Here is a 21,387-nt window from a genome sequence, read left to right on the forward strand (position 1 = left end):
CTTTCAACATAGCATTTAATATTATTTCTTTGAATCAATAAGTTATTTTTGATGCTGATGGCAATGGTTCAGAGAACCATAAAGGCTAACGTCAGTCGCTGATTGTATTGTTGAATGCAGTTTACTTTTGATGTTGCCGTGGTGAGCTATATTTTATCATCGTCAATATAGGGTTTAATCTGCTAGTTTATATCGACAACGTGTTGAGTTGATGTTGAAGCTTTACTGTTTGATTTACTTTAAATAAATAGATCCAGAAATAATGATGGGTTAAATTTACACACACAGTAACCCCAAGGTCATGGCTGAATATTGCCTGCATAGAATATGTTGGTACGCGCTGTGAGTAGTTAACGTTATGAGCAGTCAGGGGCTGCTTTCGCTGACATGGACAACAACGATAAGGTTATCGATTATGCGCTATTTCCGTTATGCATTGTGTGCCGCATTAGTGGGCACCGCGTTGGGCGCAGCAAATGCTGCTGATGTTCCTGCGGGTACCGTATTGGCAGAAAAACAAGAAATCGTTCGTCATATTAAAGATGAGCCAGCCTCCCTTGATCCGATGAAAGCCGTGGGGCTAATCGAGGCTCAGGTCGCGCGTGACCTGTTTGAAGGCTTAGTGAATCAGGATGCTCAGGGCCAAATAATTCCCGGAGTGGCATTAAGCTGGCAAACAACAGATAACCAAACCTATATATTTACCTTACGTAAAGACGCTAAATGGTCTAACGGCTCACCGGTCACTGCACAGGACTTTGTTTACAGCTGGCGTCGATTAGTTGACCCTAAAAGTTTATCTCCTTTTGCCTGGTTCGCTGAATTAGCGGGGATGGAGAATGCACAGCAAATTATTTCAGGGAAAATGTCACCCGACACGCTAGGGGTGAGTGCTATTAATAATCACACCTTAAAAGTCAAACTCAGTAAACCGGTACCTTATTTCCCAAGTCTGACTGCAAATTTCAGTTTATTCCCGGTCCCCCAGTCTGTTGTTGAACAATATGGTAATGATTGGACCAAAGTCGGTAATCTGGTAGGCAACGGCGCATTTAAATTACAAGATAGAGTCGTCAATGAAAAATTGGTATTGGTACCAAATGAACACTATTGGGACCATGCTCATACGGTGCTGACCAAAGTAACGTTTATTCCAATTAATCAGGAAGCAAATGCCACTAAACGTTATCGTGCGGGTGATATTGATATTACAGAATCATTTCCGAAAAATTTATATCAGAAGTTGCTAAAAGATATTCCTGACCAGGTTTATACGCCTGATCAGCTAGGAACCTATTATTACGCCTTTAATACGCAACGTGCACCAACCAATGATATTCGCGTACGTAAAGCATTGTCTTATGCGATAGATCGTAAAATCATTGCTGAAAAAGTATTAGGTACTGGAGAGAAGCCAGCTTATCACTTTACGCCTGATGTTACTGCCGGCTACCATCCGGTTGCAAATTTATTGCAGCAGCAAGATCAGGATGAATTGAACGCACAAGCCAAAGCATTGCTGCATGCTGCGGGCTATGGTCCTGATAAGCCGTTAACATTATCCCTCTTGTATAATACCTCTGATAATAATCAGAAATTAGCCATTGCCATTGCTTCTATGTGGAAGAAAACATTGGGTGTGGATGTCAAAATGATTAACCAGGAATGGAAGACATATATTGACAGCCGTAACACCGGTAATTTTGATGTGGTTCGTGCGTCATGGGTCGGTGACTATAATGAGCCGTCTACCTTCCTGTCACTGCTGACATCCACACACAGCGGAAATATCGCCAAATTTAATAGTGTAGATTATGATAAATTACTCAATGAAGCGGGTAAACAGACCAATGCTAAAGCACTGAGTGATGATTATAATAAAGCTGAACAGATTATTGCCGAGCAAGTACCTATCGCACCTATATATCAATTTACCAATGGTCGTTTAATTAAACCGTGGGTGAAAGGTTATCCAATCACTAACCCTGAGGATGTGGCATACAGTCAGACGATGTATATCATCAAACACTAAAGTCGGTGTATTTCTGACAGTTAGGCCGCCAGTATTAATTGGCGGCTTTTTCTATTTTTTTAATTTGCTCTCAGTGGTGATGAGATAATTAAATCTATCTGGTCACTTTATGTTTAGATTATTTTACTACATTTAACATTGCGTTTTGTTAGTGTCAGACGGTTCTGTTATGGCTGCGGCGAGCTATCCTGATTCATCACCTTTAAAGATCGGGTGGCTAGCGCTACACTGAGCTAATTGCATGATAAATTCCGAAATAGAGGATGTTGTTGTGGATGTAGTCGAAGGGAAAGCACTTCAAGTCTCTGATGCGGTTTATGCCTATCAACTCGATGGTAAAGGGGGGGTGACGTCAATAAGTGTTGATGCCGTCGCCACCGCGGGGCAGCCTTGCTGGTTGCATCTGGATTATACCTATCCGCAAAGTGCAGCCTGGCTGCAAAATACACCATTACTGCCAGAGGTGGTCCGTGATGGCCTGGCGGGGGAGAGTGTGCGTCCTAAGGTCACCCGGCTGGGTGATGGCACGATGATAACCTTGCGTGGTATTAACTTTAACACCGATGCCCGTCCTGATCAGTTAGTGACGATTAGGGTCTATATCACGGATAAATTGATCGTCTCAACTCGCCATCGTAAGGTTTACTCCATCGATGATGTATTAAATGATTTACAAAGCGGCACCGGCCCGACAGACAGTGGTAATTGGCTGGTGGAGATTGTCGATGGCCTGACCGACCATACCAGTGAGTTTATCGAAGACTTACACGACAAAATTATCGATCTCGAAGATGATTTACTGGAGCAAAAAATCCCCCAGCGTGGGCAAATGGCATTATTACGCAAGCAGCTAATTGTGTTACGCCGCTATATGGCACCACAGCGCGATGTATTCTCTCGATTAGCTAGTGAGCGTTTGCCCTGGATGAATGATGATGATCGGCGTCGAATGCAGGAAATCTCAGAACGTCTGGGCCGTGGATTAGAGGATTTAGATTCAAGCATCGCCCGCACGGCAGTGCTGTCTGATGAAATTAGTTCATTAATGGCTGATGCGATGAACCGGCGGACCTATACCATGTCGCTTTTGGCAATGGTCTTTTTACCGACGACCTTTTTGACCGGTTTGTTTGGGGTCAACCTTGGTGGGATCCCCGGTAACACCGACTCTTTTGGTTTTGCAACTTTTTGCATGATGTTGGTGGCTTTGGTATTAGGTGTTGCCTGGTGGTTAAAGCGCAGTAAATGGCTCTAATAATGAAGCGGCAGGCGTGTAAAAGAGTGTGCCAGAGATAGGGTTAATCACTGCAAAATTGAGCCACATCAAGATTTGATGGTAATGACTCAGGCATTATCACTGTGCAGGTGAATGCAACGTCAAGCGATGGGCGTTGCGCTCCATATTTGTAATACTTTTATTTTGAATTACTGCATAGCACATAATTGTTACGATGCCGATGTTGTCTCAACATCGGCATTTTTTTTATGCATTTTTAGCAAGATATTTAATTCCTTTCAACCTGCTCAGGGTCGCTGCAATTTCTACTGTTTCATGGATGCATAAACTTACGTATAATAACGCTTTACTTTTTCACTCGGAATTAGTCGCTCTGAACGTTATTAGAGACCTGATAAGTATTTATGAATCAAGAAGATATAAGAAAAGAAACCCTTGAGTTCAATAAACTCCAGAAGCGCATTCGGAGAAATGTCGGCAATGCTATCACCGATTACAACATGATCGAAGATAATGACGTTGTAATGGCATGCATGAGTGGTGGGAAGGACTCGTTTGCAATGTTGGACATCCTGCTCGGCCTACAAAAGGTTGCGCCGATCAAGTTCGATGTTATTGCGGTAAATTTAGACCAAAAACAACCCGGTTTTCCTGAACATATTCTGCCTGAGTATCTTGAAAGCCTTAATATCCCTTATTATATTGTGGATAAAGATACTTATTCGGTTGTTAAAGAGAAAATACCTGAAGGTAAAACAACCTGCGGGCTATGTTCTCGTCTACGCAGAGGAACATTGTATTCATTTGCGGAGAAGATTGGCGCTACAAAAATCGCGCTCGGTCACCATATGGATGACATTGTTGAAACGCTATTTTTGAATATTTTCCATGGTGCACGCATGAAAGCGATGCCGCCAAAATTACGTTCTGACGATGGACGTAATATTGTTATCAGGCCGCTGGCATATTGCCGCGAGAAAGACCTGATTAAGTATTCTGAGTATAAAACTTTTCCAATAATTCCATGTAACCTGTGTGGTTCGCAGGAGAATTTGCAGCGCCAGGCGATTAAAACCATGCTAAGCGAATGGGATAAAAAAGATCCGGGCCGGGTTGAGAGTGTATTTAAGTCAATACAAAACGTAAGCCCAAGCCAGTTAGCTGACCGTAACCTTTTTGATTTCGTCAACCTGCCGTTAGATCGTGAAGGGGATAGGGAAGAGTACGCGTTTAGTGAAGCAACGGTTTCTTCTACCAATATCAATAACGCCCTGTATATAGATGTAACCAATCTCTGATTTTATTTATCTATTAAGTTAACGCGGTAATATCACCTTTGACCCATTCTGCTATTCCCCCATTGATTTATGGGGGAATACTCAGTACGAGAAAAACAATAGAATAGGGTGCCCCCAGAATCAAAACCCGCAGTACAACGCCCCGAATGAGGCGTTGTTATCCTGCTGATAAACGATGTTGATACTGAGTGAACTTATCCCTCAGAGGCGGTTTTTTCTGTTTTCCCTGCCAGTAAGCTCAGGAAGTCGTAGCGTTTTTTCAAGTCTTTCTCCGCCGCCGCGTACAACTGTGCCGCCACCTCCGGCTCTTGGGTATTGAGTCGGCGGAAACGTTGCTCATTCAGCAGTGTGGTGGTCAGGTCACTGCTTGGTGGGCGGGAGTCCAATGCCAAGGCCGCTTTGCCTTCGTCAGTGCGGCGTGGGTCAAAGCGGTATAGCGGCCAGAAACCGGTGGCGGTTAATTGCTTCATCTGATCATGGCTGTAGGCCAAATCATAACCATGCTCCTCACACGGACTGTAAGCGATAATCAGCGATGGACCAGGATAGGCTTCCGCTTCTTGAATGGCTTTTACCGTCTGATTGAGCTGCGCTCCCAGCGAAATCTGCGCAACATAGACATGGCCATACATCATCATACTGACGCCTAAGTCTTTGCGCGCCTTACGTTTGCCATGCTCACCAAATTTAGTGACCGCCCCGAGCGGGGTCGCTTTAGATTGCTGGCCGCCGGTGTTGGAGTAACACTGGGTATCGAGCACCAGCACATTGACGTTTTCTGTTAGGCTCAATACATGGTCAAGTCCACCAAAACCAATGTCATATGCCCAGCCATCGCCACCAATCAACCAGATGGATTTATCGACTAAATAATCCGCATCCGTTGCCAATTGTTGAGCATCATTGCCTGGGATGTCACGCAATAGCTGACGCAATTGAGAGACTTGCTCACGGCGTACTTCTGGCGTGGCATCCTGAAGTATTAACTGATCGACCAGCTCTTGCGGCAACTGTGGTGCCAGTTGGTTGATTAGGCGGGTTACCCGCTGACGATGCTGATCGACGGTGAGGCGGAAGCCCAGACCGAACTCGGCATTATCTTCGAACAGTGAGTTAGCCCATGCCGGACCACGGCCATCGGCGTTGGTGGTATAAGGCGTGGTAGGTAGATTGCCGCCATAGATTGATGAGCAACCGGTGGCGTTGGCAATTAACAGACGATCGCCATATAACTGGGTCAACAGCTTAATATACGGTGTTTCGCCACAACCCGAACAGGCTCCAGAGTATTCAAACAGCGGGGAAATCAATTGTGACGTACGGATATCAATACGTTCCATTTGGGTTTTATCGATTTCCGGCAATTTGAGGAAGAAGTCATAGTGCGTTTTTTCTTCCACCAGGTGCTCCAGCCGTGGTTGCATGTTGATGGCTTTGATTTCAGGATTCTGGCGATCTTTGGCCGGACAGACTTCATAGCACAGGTTACATCCGGTGCAATCTTCCGGCGCGACTTGTAACACATACTTCTGCCCACGCATATCACGGGCTTTGACATCGAGTGACTGCAAGCTGTCAGGTGCACCAGACATAGCCTCTGGCGGTACCACTTTGGCACGGATTGCTGAGTGCGGGCAGGCGGCAACGCAGTGGTTGCACTGGGTACAGAGATCGGGCTGCCAGATAGGAATATTTTCTGCAATATTGCGTTTTTCCCACTGGGTCGTACCCACCGGCCAGGTTCCATCAGGCGGGAAGGCCGACACCGGCAGCGCGTCACCCAAACCAGCCAGCATGGTTGCGGTAACTGTTTTGACGAAATCAGGTGCCTGATCGGAGACGATCGGTGGCCGCATCGGGCTGTTTTCATTAATCGGTTGTAGCGGGATTTCAATCAGTGCATCAAGGGTGGCATCCAGCGCCTGCCAGTTGCGCGTGACAATTTCTGGCCCTTTATTGCTGTAGCTACCATCAATCGCGGCCCGCAACTGCTGTTGCGCCATCGCAGTGGGTAAAATCTGTGTCAGATGGAAGAACGCCATCTGCATCACGGTATTAATACGAGCGCCCAGTTTGCATTCACGGGCAATTTTGGCTGCATTGATCACAAACAGCCGAGCATTGCGCTGGTGCAATACAGCTTGCACTTCTTGTGGTAGGCGAGACCACATTTCGTCTGCATTGAATGGGGTATTAATCAGGAAGATACCACCCGGTTTCAGCCGTTCGGCCATTTGGTAAATATCAATAAACTGCAACTGGTGGCAACCGACAAAATCGGCGTGGCTGACCAGATAGGCGGAATTGATCGGCGTTTCACTGACGCGCAAGTGCGAGACCGTCAGGCCACCCGCTTTTTTCGAGTCATAAACAAAATAACCCTGTGCATACAGTGAGGTACTGTTGCCGATTATCTTGATGTTGTTTTTAGTGGCAGAGACCGAACCATCACTGCCCAGGCCATAGAACAGCGCCTCCAGTGTGGCGCGTTGTTCTATCTTTTCATCAGTCAATGGTAATGACAGGCCAGTAACATCATCAAAAATCCCTACGGTGAAACGTGGACGAGGCAGAACCAATGTCAACTCTTTGAAAATGGCGAGAGCACAATCAGGGCCAAACTCCTTGGAAGACAAACCATAACGACCACCAATCACTTTCGGTAATGTGGCGCGTTCGCCACGGCTATAGGCTTCAGCCAATGCGGTCATCACATCAAGATAGAGTGGCTCGGCCAGTGCACCCGGTTCTTTGGTGCGATCCAACACGGCCACTTTTATTACTGATTGGGGTAAGACACTCAACAGCTGCGCTGCAGAGAAAGGGCGGAATAGACGCACTTTAAGCACGCCGACTTTTTCGCCGCGCGTCAACAAAGTATCGATCACTTCTTCGCAGGTGCCGATAGCGGAACCCATTAAGATAATGACACGCTCCGCCTGTGGGTGGCCGTAATATTCAAATGGTTTATATTCGCGCCCAGTGGCCGCGGCAAAAGCGGCCATGGCATCAGCAACATGCTGATAGGTGTTGTTATACCAAGGGTTGGTCGCTTCGCGCGACTGGAAATAGGTATCAGGGTTGGCAGAGGTACCGCGCACAACCGGACTCTCCGGTGACAGCGCTCGGCTGCGGTGGCCATCTATCCCTTTTTGCGGCAATAATTGGCGTAGCGTGTCATCATCGAGTGGCACAATTTTATTGATTTCATGTGAGGTGCGGAAACCATCAAAGAAATGAATAAATGGAATGCGACTATTGAGCGTCGCTACCTGTGAAATCAGGGCGAAATCCTGCGCTTCTTGTACACTGCTGGCGCACAGCATGGCACAACCGGTCTGGCGCACGGCCATAACATCGGAGTGATCACCAAAAATGGATAAGGCATGAGTCGCAATGGTTCGGGCTGCAACATGCAGTACGAAAGGGGTCAGTTCACCCGCTAACTTATACAACGTGGGGATCATCAACAGCAATCCCTGCGAAGAGGTAAAGGAGGTCGACAGCGCGCCAGTTTGTAGTGCGCCATGCACAGTGGCAATGGCGCCGCCTTCTGACTGCATTTCAACCACGCGGGGAACGTCTCCCCAAATATTGACTTTACCATCACCTGACCATGCATCAGCAAGCTCTGCCATGGTAGAACTGGGTGTAATAGGGTAGATAGCAATAACTTCGCTGGCGCGATAGGCCACAGAAGCTACTGCACTGTTACCGTCAGTAGTAATCATTAATTTATACCTTCACATTGCTTGTCACGCAGAGACCAAAGTAGTAATGGGTGCCTCTGACGGTTAACGAATTATTTGAACTAATACTGAAATTCTAGCAGAGTGCATTTTTGTCAGTTATCGAATTTGTGTGGCTGGGGGGCTAAATGCTTTCAGTTAAAATGCAGAAAATAAGCCAGTAATGCTGGCAAAGCTTATATAGATGTTATTCGGATAATAATTATTACAATTAGAAAACTATTTATTGCGCTGCTCAGATATCGCTTGGCGAAGCAATACCTATGGGTGCTTTTGTAAAATAATTGTGAAACTGAATTAGATTTAATGAACATTTAATATGGGACGGGCATAATGTTGACCCAATACTGAAATGAGAAAATGATGATGAGCGGTTTCATGTATTTAATGATGGCAATTGTTGCCGAAGTAGTGGCGACTACGATGCTGAAAGCATCTGATGGGTTTACCCGATTGGTACCCTCAATTGTGGTGGTTATTGGCTACGGTGTTGCATTTTGGGGGCTTTCGCAGGTGGTTAAAACCATGCCATTGGGTATCGCTTATGCCATCTGGTCAGGGTTGGGTATTGTTTTGGTGTCGATCGCCGCTACCTTTATGTACCAACAAAAACTTGATTGGGCAGCCATTGCCGGGATGACGCTAATCATTGCGGGGGTTATGGTGATTAATCTGCTGTCTAAGACACCCATGCATTAATCACGCCTGTAGGATACAGGCGGAACTCATCTATTAGCGCGTTATCGTGGTGGGGCGGGATAACACGCTAATGGGTGAGGGTCGGTGTCACTGAAACGTAGGACAACGTCCTTTTCAACTATTTAATGTCTAATTGATGTATGCCATCAATAGCCAATAACGTCTCATAAAACTGATCGAGACTTTTTCTAGGTGACAAGGTCACTTCCATGGTCAGTTCACAACCGGCATCCTTCTCTTCACGTTTTTGTACCACTGACAGGTTAATTGGCCGCAGTCGCAGTTTTTGCAGTGCGACCAGAATAAGTGGCACACTCTCGGGTAACAGTTTGATCGAGACATAATGGTGCTGGCCAAGCAGGCGATTACTCAATTGGCGGAAGATCTCCAGTACCACCAGTGTCATCAGCGTGCCATAGATGCCAATTTCATACAGGCCGCTACCAATCACCAGGCCGATAGCCGCTGTTACCCACATACCGGCTGCGGTTGTTAGGCCTTTAACCATCTGCTTTTGAATCATAATCGTCCCGGCCCCCAGGAACCCCATGCCGCTGACAACCTGTGCTGCGACTCGACTAGGGTCAAAACTGACGTGTTCCAGTGTCAGTAAATCCTCGAAACCGTATTTTGAAACAATCATAAACATGGCACTGCCGATGCCAACCAGGATATGAGTACGCAATCCTGCTTCTTTTGACCGCAATTGACGTTCAATACCTATTAACCCACCCAGCAATCCGGCAAGGGCTATTCGTAGCAGTAAATCAGTGATCATAGTTATTCCCGTTTTATTTTTATCCAAATCGTAGGTAACTGATTCTCTATCTAATTAGTCTCGGTTTGGTTATTTCGCCAAATTTTTAACAGCAAACTACCTTGATAATTCGACTATTCACCTTGTTACAGGTTAAGTTTAATTATCGAATTTGCGCTTATTTATGTTGTGTTTTAATTATAACAGATATTATATAAGCCAATTAGCGTAAACGAAATTGCATTAAACAATAGATTTATGCCTTTCTCATGCCGGAGCAGAAGAATGAAAGTATTATCAATGTTTGTGGGTGGCGCTGTGTTCTTTTTAGCCGCCTGTAGCAGCAATGACCCAACGGATACAGCTTTAAATAATGTTGATGCCTATGAACCCGTGCAACAAGCCACCAGCGCCAGTGTCCACCATAATATTAATATGGCCAATCCGGCGGCAGTCAATTGTGCCAATGCCGGTGGTGTATTAACCATTGCCAAACAACTCAATGGTGGCAGCGTAGGGATGTGTCAGTTACCCGATGGTAAACGTTGTGAGGAATGGGCGTTAATGCGCGGCGCTTGTCCGGCACGTTGATACCCGCCATCTTTCAAGTATCAGGTGTATTGGCTACTTCTGTTTGCCACCTGCCTGTGCTCGAAATCTATTGGGTATCCCATGTTGCCGCTTGTTAAACGTATAAATAATCAGGCGGTAATAATATTCGGGCAGGGTTCACCCTTTTTCAACTGGGCAATATTCTGCATTGTGGTGGCCGAAATACTGGTCAGCGCCTCTTCGGTCAGAAACGCCTGATGCCCGGTAAATAACACGTTATGACAAGAAGATAAACGGCGGAAAACATCATCCTGAATCACGTCGTTGGATTTGTCTTCAAAGAACAGGTCACGTTCATTTTCATACACATCCATGCCGAGCGAACCTATTTTTTGCTGTTTCAGGGCATCAATGGCTGCGGTAGAGTCAATCAGACCACCCCTACTGGTGTTGATGATCATTACACCGTTTTTCATTTGATCAAATGATTGTTTATTAAGCAGATGATGGTTTTCCGGTGTCATCGGGCAATGCAAGGAAATAACGTCAGATTCGGCATATAACGTTTTGAGATCGACATATTCAGCACCCAGTTCCAGAGCTTGCGCACTTGGATAGGGGTCAAAAGCGAGCAGACGCATACCAAAACCCTTCAGAATGCGCATGGTTGCCACACCAATTTTACCGGTACCGATAATCCCGGCAGTACGGTTATGCATATTGAAACCGATCAGTCCTTCCAGCGAGAAATTGGCATCGCGGGTGCGCTGATAAGCACGATGAATTCGGCGGTTAAGGCTCATCATCATACCCACAGCATGTTCAGCGACCGCCTCAGGTGAATAGGCCGGGACACGAACTACCTGAATTCCCAGTTCTTTCGCGGCTTCCAGATCCACATTATTGAAACCAGCGCAACGCAACGCCAGAATCTCGACGCCGACACTTTTCAGTTCTTCTAATGTCGCACGACAACCATCATCGTTGACGAAAAGACAGACCGCATCACAGCCAGCAGCCATTTTTGCTGTTTTTGGCGTTAACAGAAAATCGAAAAACTCTAATTCAAAGCCAAAATCTTTGTTGACCAATTCGAGGTATTTACGGTCATACTGTTTAGTACTGTAAACGGCTAATTTCATCGCGATATCTCCGCTAAAATATTGTGATCAATCTAACAGATTTGAATAAATCATACAATTTGCCACAATAATAAGTTAAATAGAGCACTTGTAACTTTTTCATGCCAAAGAGATAAGGTTTTTATGCCAACTTTCAATGGCAACAGTTTTGTCTGAGTTGCAAGGGTAGCGTTATCTATTATGGTATCTTGCGGTGATTTGATTAAAGCACACCGTAAGTCTGGTTGGGGATAAAACAAGGCGAGTCATGGCTAAATGCGCAAAAATAGTGGGTTGGTTGTTATTAATCAGCGCAATTTCTCTGATGGCATTATGGAAAACCCTGCCACAGTGGTTACCCAAAGTGGCACATTATTGGTTACCTGTGGGGAGTCAGATAACGCTGGCTACGCCACCGGTATGGCGTGACGGCGCACTGCGTATCAAGCAATTGCGCTATTCGATACAAGACTGCACCCTCGCTAATATGAATCAATTGAGTGTCGGCTACCATCAGGGGCGCTGGCAACTTGCGGCCGGTAATGTTGCGTTGGATACCGCCTGTTTGAGTCAATTACCGACTAATGGCGACAGCGCACCACTGAATTTAGCTTACTGGCAACAGCAGTTATCGGTGCTGGATCTGGATATCAGTAATTTGCAGATTACGCCCTGGCAGCAATATGCCGGTAAACTGACCCTCACCTCGCCCGATAAGCTTAAATTGATTCAAGAGTTACGTTATCAAGGGCCGCAACTGAGCTTTGCCGCGACCCTTGATCAGGATCAACAACTGAGTTTGCATCAATTCTCTATTGCGGTTCCTGGTACCCCGCAGCCTTTCGAACTCAGTGGCAAAATAAAGATTCCTTTGTCACTGGATGATTGGCCGGAACAGGGTGAATTACAGGGGATGCTAACCACCGGTTATCTGTCTAAACCACTGCTTCTAAACTTGAGCTGGCAACAGCAGCAAGGTGTGCTGACGCTCACTGAGCGTGGCGATGATGTACCGCTCGCACGGTTGCCATGGCGTGTTGCGGTAAACCAAATTCAGCTAGTTAACGGACAGTGGCAATGGCCATACGCGCAGCAACCATTAAGTGGCGGTATTAACCTGACGTTACATGACTGGGACCAAGGGTTGGATCAGACCTCAGTTGACGCGCGAATTAATGTGATTACCTCTGGGCAGAGCGGTAAGGGGAATGCCGTGTTGACCCTCGGGCCGGGTAATCTGAGCATGATAAACAGCGATTTAAAATTCCAACTCAGTGGTCAGGCCAATCTGGAGAAAATGGTGCTTAATGCCACCATTCCAGGGCTGCTCAGTGGTTCGGTGTTGAACCCAACGTGGGTGCTGCACCCAGGGGCGTTACTGCGCGCGCATGGCAATGTGACGCCTGAATTGCGGATAAGAGATGCTCGCTGGCCATTGGCTGGTGTCAAGGTCACGGCTGCCGGGGTTAGCGGGCGTCTACAAGCCATCGTTGATGCACAAGACAGCTATTGGGGGAATTTCAACCTGCATTTGGATGGTCAGGCGCAAGAGTTTTGGCCGGACAAAGGTTATTGGCAGTGGCGTTACTGGGGCAATGGTCACCTGCCGCCACTGGCTGCTCGCTGGGATATGGCGGGCAAGGGGAGTTGGCGCGATACATTAATCACCGTTGACCAGCTCTCGACTGGTTTTGATCGGTTGCAATATGGTCTGGTTAAGGTTGAGGCACCAAGACTGACATTGGTGAAGCCACTCACCTGGCAGCGCGATAACCATCACCCAGCCTTTATTGCCGGTTTTGCGTTAGGGGCGAAAAAAGTGTCGTTCAGCGACGGGGGCGGTTATCTACCTCCCGCTGAATTATCTTTGCAACTCAATGGTCGGGAACCAAACAGCTTTCTGTGGCAGGGGCAATTGCAGGCGCAGCCGATCGGGCCGATCCCACTGCGCGGCCGCTGGGATGGCGAGCGGTTACGGGGTGAGGGCTGGTGGCCGAAACAATCGTTAACCGTATTCCAGCCGCTTATCGCATCAGAATTAGGCATCAAACTGCGTGATGGAGAGCTGTATGCTCAGGCGGCCTTTTCGGCAGCCCGAGAACAAGGCTTTACCGCCGGTGGTCACTGGGTGGTGAACAATGGCGGGATGTGGCTGAAAGACGGCGAAATGAGCGGGTTAGATTTTGTTATGTCGTATCGCTTGCAGAATCACCACTGGCAGTTGGGCGCGAAAGACCCGGTGATGTTGCGTATCGCCTCAATAAGCAACTTGTTTGAAATGCAGAATATTACTGCTGATTTACAAGGTACTTATCCCTATTCTGATGATGCACCGTTAACTTTGAGTAACGTCGGTATGGACATTCTTAACGGCCATCTGAGTTTGTCCGCGTTACGCTTACCGCAACACGACGCCGCCGTGCTGAAATTAACTGCCATTGACTTGAGTGAGCTATTTACGGTGCTACAACCGAAACAGTTTGCGATGTCGGGGAAGGTCAACGGGGAGTTGCCTCTTTATCTCAATAACCCACAGTGGTTGGTGCGTAATGGTTGGATTGCTAACGATGGCAGGGTGACATTGCGCCTCGATCAAGATCTGGCCAATTCAATCGGTGATAGTAACTTTGTCGCCGGTGCCGCGATTGATTGGTTACGCTATATGGAGATTTATCAATCTTATGCCAAAGTGGATCTGGATAATTTGGGGCAATTGACATTACGCTCGAAGATTCATGGTGTGAATACGCAAAAAAACTCAAAGCGTGAGATAGTATTGAATTATCAGCATCAGGAAAATGTGTTCCAACTCTGGCGTAGCCTGCGTTTTGGTGACAATTTACAAGAGTGGCTACAACAGACGCTTTCTTTACAACCAACAGTGATACCGGCGAGGACGAAGGAATGAAGATCTTGACAGGGGAACGTGTGGCAATAGCTTTGGGTGTTTTGATGCTCAGTGGCTGTTTACGCCTTGAGGTAGCGACACCGGAAAAACCGATCACTATCAATATGAACGTCAAGATTGAGCATGAAATCCAGATAAAAGTTGATAAAGATGTGGAAAACTTGCTTAAAAATCAATCCAATCTATTTTAAGGAGCCACGATGAAAAAGCAAAATTCAGGCTGGATTGGTGGCAGACTAAGGCTGATTCGAGTGATGTTGGGGTGGACGATATTGAGTGGCAGTTTGCTGTTCAGCGCCATGGCTTTCGCCCTGACAGTGGAACAGGCAAAGCAGCAAGGGCGGGTTGGCGAAACCCTAAGTGGTTATTTGGCTCCGGTCAAAAAAGATCCTGAGACACTGGCGTTGGTAGAGCAAATCAATATTGCCAGAACAGAGAAATATCAGGAAGTGGCGCAGAAAAACCATATTTCAACTGAAGATGTTGCCAAGCTGGCAGGGCAAAAGTTAGTTAACCGTGCGGCTGCCGGTGAATATGTGCGCGGTATTAATGGCCAGTGGATGCAGCGCTAATTGTTGCGATGATGGTATCAATGACGCTATGGAAAACGCCCGTCTCAGCACGGGCGTTTTTTATGTCTAAACTTCGGGTTGCTGAAATATTGATTTCGACGGTATTGGCCTCAGCTTAAAAATAACCCGCTAGCGCTCAGGGTGTAAACTGGCCGTAGCAGGATGCCCCGCGAGGCTATCGAGTGATTCTTTGCGATAATAGGTATCTGCATGCCCTGGTTGCTCAACTTTAACAATCAGGGTCAGCACAGCAGCAATCAGATACAGCGCAGTATAAACCCACACCACGCCAACAATATCGAAGAAAGGTAACACCAGCGAGGCAATCGCCGGGGCAACAAAGTTACTCAGACCCGCAGACAAGTTATAAATCGAGATGGCTGCACCTTTGTGTTCCGGTTCCAATACCGGGAATACCGCGGTCATCGTAACGAAAGCGGCTACGGTTATCCCCAACATTACTGCCGGGATCAGGGCCGCCCAGAAATTATGGCCGAAATGAACCGGAATATAGTAGAACGCCAGACTGGAAAGGGCACAACCGATACAGCCAAACCAACGCACCTGCCGCATCCAACCAATTTTTTCGCCCAAGATCCCCCACATAATATTGGTGAAAATTGTCACGAAGAAGAACACCGCCCAGATTTGCAGCCATTCAGACATGGTAAAACCAAGTCGGCCAACGAACAGGAGCGGCATAATAACGGCAAAACCAAATAATGACAGGGTGTTGATGATGCGGATTAAACAGGATAAGAAGATGTTTTTATTGGTAAACAGAATAGTGACGGCCCGAGACAACTCTTTGATTTTTTCTTTATTTGAGAGTGATGCTTTAGGGCTGGCAGTGCCAACATTGCGCAGTAATATCAACGCCATCATACCGCCGGCCATGACCCAGACAATGGCAAACCACAACGTACCGGTTTCACCCATCACCGGAATGGTAAAACTGGGCAAATAGCTCCCTATGACACCGATACCGACTGAATACATCGCCCAAAACCAACCCATGGCAGAAGAGAGTTGCTGTTTAGGGACGTTTTGGACAATTAACATAACAAATGAATAGATAAATAACGGATAGGCCAACCCACGAATACCATAGAACAGCAACATTAATGGATAACTTTTAATGCCTAAACCGAATACCATAAATAAGCAGTGCATGACCACCCACAGCACAAAACCAATCCGCATGGCGCGTTGTGGCGTGATGATCTCTGCAACCACACCAGAGCTCCAGGCGGCAATGGCAGCAGCTAGGCCATAGAGTGTAAACACAAAGGCTGATTGTGCCGGAGAAAAGCCCATATCAGTAATATGTTTGGATAAGAAGGCCATTTCAAATCCATCGCCGCTCATAAAAATGGCAATGGCAATGTAACCCCAGAACAAATTCATTGGCAAACCAAACCAGTGGGTAGGTTTTTTTTGCATAGTAAGTTCCTCTGGCGCTTGAGCGCCGGCTGGTTGAGTTGCTGGTAGGAGCAACGGTTATAGGGACAGAGAAAAAGGGCGATAGGCTCGCCCGGGCTTGTTATATCTTTATTTTTTAGATGGTTATTGCGGCAGTTGTTGGCGTAACTGCCGCTGCTGTTGATAGAGCAGTCGATAGCGTTCAAGGCGGGCAAACAAGGTATCTTGCCGGTTAACATCAGGGATGAAGCGTTGGTCGATTTGTGGTTTGCTGCACACCTCCTGCTCATCACCGCCGCTGGCGAGCCACCCTAAACGTGCGGCACCTAAAGCCCCACCAGCCTCCCCACCGCTGTGGGTGACAATTGGCAGGTTAAGGGTGTCAGCCATCAATTGCCCCCACCACACACTGCGTGCACCACCACCAATCAAGGAGGATTGGCTCAGTTGGGTACCGGCCTGCTGTAACACCGCCAGGCCATCAGCAATACCGAAAGTCACCCCCTCCAGCACGGCATATCCCAGCGCCGCACGGTCTGTCGCATGAGTCATGCCATGAAACGCGCCGGTTGCCAGCGGATCGTTATGGGGGGTGCGTTCGCCTGAAAGGTAAGGCAGGAAAATTGGTGCCAGCCGCTGCTCTGACCGACTGAGTTGCGCCACCTCGGATAGAAGGGTGGTTTCATTGGTTCCCAGCAGTTGGCACAACCAGCGCAGGGCGCTGGCTGCGGTCAGCATGACACTCATCTGATGCCAGCGATGCGGCAAAGCATGGCAAAAGGCATGAACGGCAGATTGTGGATTGGGCCGGTAGCAATCATTAACGGCAAACAATACACCGGACGTGCCCAGAGAGATGAAGCCATCACCAGGATTGATGGCACCAATCCCAACGGCACTGGCTGCGTTATCGCCACCACCGCCAGCAATAATCACTTTATCGGCTAAGCCCCACTCGCGCGCAATATCTGCTTTCAGGTAACCACTGGGTTCATTACCTTCAATCAAACGCGGCATCATATCGCGGGATAATCCGCAGGCAGCCAGGAGAGAGTCCGACCAGTCGCGCCTGGCGACATCCAACCATAACGTTCCGGCGGCATCGGACATATCACTGACCTTATCGCCACTCATCATCCAGCGCAGATAATCTTTAGGTAGCAGTACCGTCGCCAGTTGTGCGAACACCTCCGGCTCATGGCGAGCAACCCACAGCAGTTTCGGTGCAGTAAAGCCTGGCATCGCCAGATTTCCGGCAATCTGATGTAACTGTGGGGCATTGCGGGTCAACTCATCACACTCTTCGGCACAGCGCGCATCATTCCACAAAATAGCCGGTCGCAAGATACGATCCTCGCGGCTCAACAGCACCGCGCCATGCATTTGACCGGAAAGGCCAATCGCGAGGATCTCACCCCAGCGCTGGGGTATTTTATGGCGCAGGCGGCCAATAACCCGTTGTGTCGCTTGCCACCAGTCAGTGGGATTTTGCTCCGACCATAAAGGATGTGGGCGCTGCACGGTCAAGGGTTCGCCTTCACTGGCCAGAATCTGGCCCCGGTCATCAATCACCATGGCTTTAATTTCTGACGTCCCTAAATCAAGTCCAAGATACATAGCAATTCCTTGTCGATGATTAACGGTTAGCAACGAGCCAGGTATTTACCCGGTCAATCGATTGGCGCAACAGCTGTTCAAACTGGCTGTCACTGGCTAGTGGCCCAAATAGCTTGCTGTCGCGAGCGAACAGACCTACCGGATCAGCTGATTGGAACATGGCATGGACGGCGGCGGCGTCCAGTATTCCGTCCTGGTATTCATACGGCAGGGTGCCCTGATGCCAACTTTCCATAAATACGAAGAATAATGCGGGTAGTATCGCGGTTGCTGCTGGGGTATCACCTCGTTGGTAGCACTCCATCAATGTGGGCGTAATAAATCCGGGAATTTTGGAAAAGCCATCTGCCGCCACCCGTTGGTTGGTGTCACGAATATACGGATTACTGAAACGGTCCAGCACCACATCACGGTAATTGGCAAGATCCAGTGGGCTTGGCGACAGTGATGGGATGACATCCTGAGTCACATAGTCATAGGCCATCTGGCGAATAGCGTCAGTCTGGGTACTTTCATGAATGTAACTTTGCCCAAGCAAGGTGCCAGCCCAGGCAATACAACTGTGACTGGCATTGAGGATGCGGATTTTTGCCTCTTCATACGGCAGAACTGATTCCACCATCTCTACACCCACATTCTCCAATGCTGGGCGTCCGGCAATAAAATCGTCCTCAATAACCCACTGGATGAATGATTCCCCCATAACCGGTGCCAGATCAGCGAAACCGGTTTGTTCCAGCACCCGTGGTGCGATGTCATCAGCGGGGCGCGGGGTAATGCGGTCAACCATGGTATTGGGACTACGGGTTTGACTTGTCACCCAACTGAGCAAGCTTTGCTGGTCGCGAAGTGCGAGGAACTCAAGCAGGCAATGGCGGAAACGTTCACCGTTATGACGCAAATTATCGCAGTTCAGCAAGGTCACTGGCCCGTTCTGCATCTGTTGGCGTTGCAGCAAGATACGGCTGATAGCACCGTATATTGTGCGGCAATCACCTTTGAGGTCAGCCTGGATATCCGCATTATCCTGTTGCAGGTTAAATTGGTTATCCAGGTAGTAACCGCCCTCGGTCACGGTAAAGGAGATAACGCGCGTTTCTGGCAGGCTACCTTGTGCTACCAATTGGCTCAGTTCTTTATCCCAAGGGATGATTTTGCGGATTGATGTGATTTTTTCATATTGACGCTCTCCCCCTGGTGTCACGGTTTCCAAGGTGTATTCGCCGTTTTGGGCTTGTAATGCATTGAGCAACGGGGTCGTGTCATCCCGAATATTAGCCAGAGCAATAGACCAACGATTATCGCCTATGGCCCGTAACCGGTGTAGATACCAGGCTTGGTGAGCACGGTGGAAGGAGCCTGCACCAATGTGCAACCACACTGCATGGGGGGTATTTAGAAAACTGTTCATAAATTATCTCCACAATCACGGTAAGTGTTGGCGTTATAATTTGAGCATAAGCTCTAACGTGGGGCATTTGCTCCGATGGCGTTAGGGTAATGTAACTTTTGCCCGAAAGGTGGGCTTTGGCTCACATAACCGTAAGTAGAGATAAAAATCTGTCAAATAGAGGCGTAAGATAATGACCATGGTGGTTTCACCCCCTATCTCTATTTCAAACAATATTGCGCAGATAACTCATGCAGAAGAGTGATAAGAAGCTGGATCAAGCGGCCAGAGCGGCCTGGATGTATTACGTTGCCGGGCAGACGCAACATGAAATTGCTGATGCCCTGGGGGTTTCGCGTCAGGTGGCACAGCGGCTGGTGGCGTGTGCTATTGATAACGGGCTGGTCAGTGTCAGCATTGCTCACCCGGTTGGCCGCTGTATGGCGCTGGCCGAACAGGTGCAAAAGCAGTATGGCTTGCATCAGTGTCAGGTGGTCCCCAGCTTGGGGATGGACAGCGCGGGTATCCAACGAGCCATTGCTGTGGTGGGGGCTGAAGTGATGTCGCAATTTCTGCGTCAAGAACAGCCACTGGTCATTGGTGTCGGCTCTGGTCGCAGTTTGAAAGCCGCCATTGATGAGTTACCTGATTTCGAACGTCCTCAGCACAGTTGTGTCTCACTTATCGGCGCTATTGCTGCTGATGGTTCCTGTACACGTTATGACGTCCCGCTGTGGATGGCCGAGAAAACACAAGGACGCTACTTTATTTTGCCCGCCCCTTTGTTTGCTGACAGCGCGGCGGATCGTGACCTGTGGTGTAATCACCGGATTTACCGCACTGTCACTGAGAAAGCAGCTCAGGCTGATGTTACGTTTATCGGTATTGGCTCAATGGGGTATCATTGTCCATTGCATAAAGATGGCTTTATTTCTGCACAAGATGTCGATGTGCTCATGGCCGCGAATGTTGTGGCAGAAATGCTGGGTAATTTCATTGATAGCGATGGTCAGCGCGTCGCCTATGAATTGGATCAGCGTTTAACCAGTGCCAGCTTACGTATTCAGCCAGAAAAACCGGTGATTGCTATCGCAGGTGGTAAGGAGAAACATCAGGCTATTAAAGCGGCGCTCAGGGGGCATTGGGTGAATGGTTTGGTTACGGATGAAGAGAGTGCGATGGCGTTACTGGCATAATCACAGAGAAAAAAGCGCGCCGAAAGGCGCGCAATTAACCAATGACACTACTGGGTAACACGAGGGTAATACAAGGTCATTTTCAGTCGCGCATTGACGGAGACACCCACTTCTGCGCGAAAGTTATCAATTAAGCACTGACAACCTGAGCCAGTAACTGTTTGGCATCAGCTTGTGCTTTGGTCGCCACTTCAGGACCATAAGCAATGCCTTCTGCAAACACAAATTCAACATCGGTAATGCCGATAAAGCCCAGGAACAGACGCAAGTAAGGCACCACCAGATCAGTTGGGGTATCTTTATGAATGCCTCCACGGCTGGTCAGAATAATGGCACGTTTGCCAGTTACCAAGCCTTCTGGACCTTTTTCTGTGTAGCGGAAAGTCACGCCAGCACGGGCAATCAGGTCAAAATAGTTTTTCAACTGCGTCGGGATATTGAAGTTGTACATTGGTGCTGCCATAACTATCACGTCATTGGCTTGCAGTTCAGCAATCAGCTCATCAGACAGTGCCAAAGCCTCTTGTTGGCGCGGTGTTAGCGCGGCATCTGAAGGGCGCAGAGCACCCACCAGTTCACCATCTAACACAGGAACCGGTTGAGCGGCCAAGTCACGTACAGTGATTTCGTCGTCAGCATGGGCTGCTTGCCATTGTTCGACAAAAAAGTCAGCTAATTGGTTGGATTGTGAATAAGTTGCCAGAATGCTTGATTTCAGGACCAGTACTTTGCTCATCGTAATTCCTTAACAGGTAACAGAGACTTAGGCGGTTCGCCCTTTCAATGAGATACACTTTATTAATATTTTTCTATTAGTGATAGCGCAATATTTTGCGT

At 48.0% G+C, this 21,387-nt stretch carries 16 protein-coding genes; 9 read left to right on the top strand and 7 right to left on the bottom strand.

What is annotated here, in order from left to right:
- Positions 1–415 precede the first annotated feature (415 nt).
- The 3 genes from V2A85_RS01780 to ttcA all read left to right on the top strand — a co-directional run bounded on the left by V2A85_RS01780 (position 416) and on the right by ttcA (position 4,567).
- Positions 416–2,032 (top strand): peptide ABC transporter substrate-binding protein, encoded by a 1,617-nt coding sequence (locus V2A85_RS01780; RefSeq protein ID WP_083158778.1) that lies wholly within the window; start codon positions 416–418, stop codon positions 2,030–2,032.
- A 271-nt stretch (positions 2,033–2,303) separates the two neighbouring features.
- Positions 2,304–3,287, top strand: a complete 984-nt coding sequence (gene zntB / locus V2A85_RS01785) for a zinc transporter ZntB (RefSeq protein WP_372559086.1) — start codon at positions 2,304–2,306, stop codon at positions 3,285–3,287.
- Between the two features lie 386 nt (positions 3,288–3,673).
- Entirely contained in the window at positions 3,674–4,567 is an 894-nt protein-coding gene (gene ttcA, locus V2A85_RS01790) for a tRNA 2-thiocytidine(32) synthetase TtcA (RefSeq protein WP_420070812.1), read from the top strand.
- Positions 4,568–4,761: 194 nt separating this feature from the next.
- Here the strand turns inward: ttcA and nifJ are convergent, their stop codons facing one another.
- Positions 4,762–8,298 (bottom strand): pyruvate:ferredoxin (flavodoxin) oxidoreductase, encoded by a 3,537-nt coding sequence (gene nifJ, locus V2A85_RS01795; protein WP_420070813.1) that lies wholly within the window; start codon positions 8,296–8,298, stop codon positions 4,762–4,764.
- Between the two features lie 384 nt (positions 8,299–8,682).
- On the opposite strand from nifJ, the gene V2A85_RS01800 reads away from it, so the two are divergent.
- Positions 8,683–9,015 (top strand): DMT family transporter, encoded by a 333-nt coding sequence (locus tag V2A85_RS01800; protein WP_372559906.1) that lies wholly within the window; start codon positions 8,683–8,685, stop codon positions 9,013–9,015.
- A 118-nt stretch (positions 9,016–9,133) separates the two neighbouring features.
- On the opposite strand, the gene V2A85_RS01805 is transcribed toward V2A85_RS01800, so the two are convergent.
- Complete coding sequence (locus V2A85_RS01805; protein ID WP_420070814.1) at positions 9,134–9,793, bottom strand: MgtC/SapB family protein; 660 nt, start codon at positions 9,791–9,793, stop codon at positions 9,134–9,136.
- Between the two features lie 264 nt (positions 9,794–10,057).
- Between V2A85_RS01805 and V2A85_RS01810 the strand changes: the two genes are divergently transcribed.
- A complete protein-coding gene (locus V2A85_RS01810) occupies positions 10,058–10,363 on the top strand; it encodes a DUF333 domain-containing protein (protein WP_083158783.1) in 306 nt (101 codons plus the stop codon).
- Between the two features lie 110 nt (positions 10,364–10,473).
- On the opposite strand, the gene V2A85_RS01815 is transcribed toward V2A85_RS01810, so the two are convergent.
- Positions 10,474–11,466 (bottom strand): 2-hydroxyacid dehydrogenase, encoded by a 993-nt coding sequence (locus V2A85_RS01815; RefSeq protein WP_083158784.1) that lies wholly within the window; start codon positions 11,464–11,466, stop codon positions 10,474–10,476.
- A 247-nt stretch (positions 11,467–11,713) separates the two neighbouring features.
- Here V2A85_RS01815 and V2A85_RS01820 point away from each other — a divergent pair, with 247 nt between their 5' ends.
- Genes V2A85_RS01820 through V2A85_RS01830 form a run of 3 tightly spaced genes read left to right on the top strand, consistent with a single transcriptional unit; the run spans position 11,714 to position 14,925 of the window.
- Positions 11,714–14,353 carry a YdbH family protein gene (locus V2A85_RS01820; protein ID WP_372559082.1) on the top strand — a complete coding sequence of 880 codons (2,640 nt, stop codon included), beginning with the start codon at positions 11,714–11,716 and terminating at the stop codon, positions 14,351–14,353.
- Positions 14,350–14,544 carry a YnbE family lipoprotein gene (locus V2A85_RS01825; RefSeq protein WP_372559081.1) on the top strand — a complete coding sequence of 65 codons (195 nt, stop codon included), beginning with the start codon at positions 14,350–14,352 and terminating at the stop codon, positions 14,542–14,544. Before V2A85_RS01820 ends, V2A85_RS01825 begins: the two co-directional genes overlap by 4 nt.
- Before the next feature lie 9 nt (positions 14,545–14,553).
- Positions 14,554–14,925 (top strand): YdbL family protein, encoded by a 372-nt coding sequence (locus V2A85_RS01830; protein WP_083158786.1) that lies wholly within the window; start codon positions 14,554–14,556, stop codon positions 14,923–14,925.
- Positions 14,926–15,054: 129 nt separating this feature from the next.
- Here V2A85_RS01830 and V2A85_RS01835 read toward each other — a convergent pair whose 3' ends face one another.
- The 3 genes from V2A85_RS01835 to dalD form a co-directional block, all read right to left on the bottom strand.
- On the bottom strand, positions 15,055–16,368 hold the full coding sequence (locus V2A85_RS01835; protein ID WP_420070815.1) for an MFS transporter: 1,314 nt from the start codon (positions 16,366–16,368) through the stop codon (positions 15,055–15,057).
- A gap of 123 nt (positions 16,369–16,491) precedes the next feature.
- Positions 16,492–17,964 (bottom strand): xylulokinase, encoded by a 1,473-nt coding sequence (xylB, locus tag V2A85_RS01840; protein WP_420070816.1) that lies wholly within the window; start codon positions 17,962–17,964, stop codon positions 16,492–16,494.
- A gap of 19 nt (positions 17,965–17,983) precedes the next feature.
- Positions 17,984–19,375 carry a D-arabinitol 4-dehydrogenase gene (gene dalD / locus V2A85_RS01845; protein WP_420070817.1) on the bottom strand — a complete coding sequence of 464 codons (1,392 nt, stop codon included), beginning with the start codon at positions 19,373–19,375 and terminating at the stop codon, positions 17,984–17,986.
- Positions 19,376–19,605: 230 nt separating this feature from the next.
- Here dalD and V2A85_RS01850 point away from each other — a divergent pair, with 230 nt between their 5' ends.
- Entirely contained in the window at positions 19,606–20,550 is a 945-nt protein-coding gene (locus tag V2A85_RS01850; protein WP_372559077.1) for a sugar-binding transcriptional regulator, read from the top strand.
- Positions 20,551–20,680: 130 nt separating this feature from the next.
- Here the strand turns inward: V2A85_RS01850 and azoR are convergent, their stop codons facing one another.
- Entirely contained in the window at positions 20,681–21,286 is a 606-nt protein-coding gene (azoR, locus tag V2A85_RS01855) for an FMN-dependent NADH-azoreductase (RefSeq protein WP_083158789.1), read from the bottom strand.
- Positions 21,287–21,387 lie beyond the last annotated feature (101 nt).

It is taken from the genome of Yersinia sp. 1252 StPb PI, assembly GCF_048593885.1.
In the GTDB taxonomy this organism is placed as follows: Bacteria; Pseudomonadota; Gammaproteobacteria; order Enterobacterales; family Enterobacteriaceae; genus Yersinia; species Yersinia enterocolitica_E.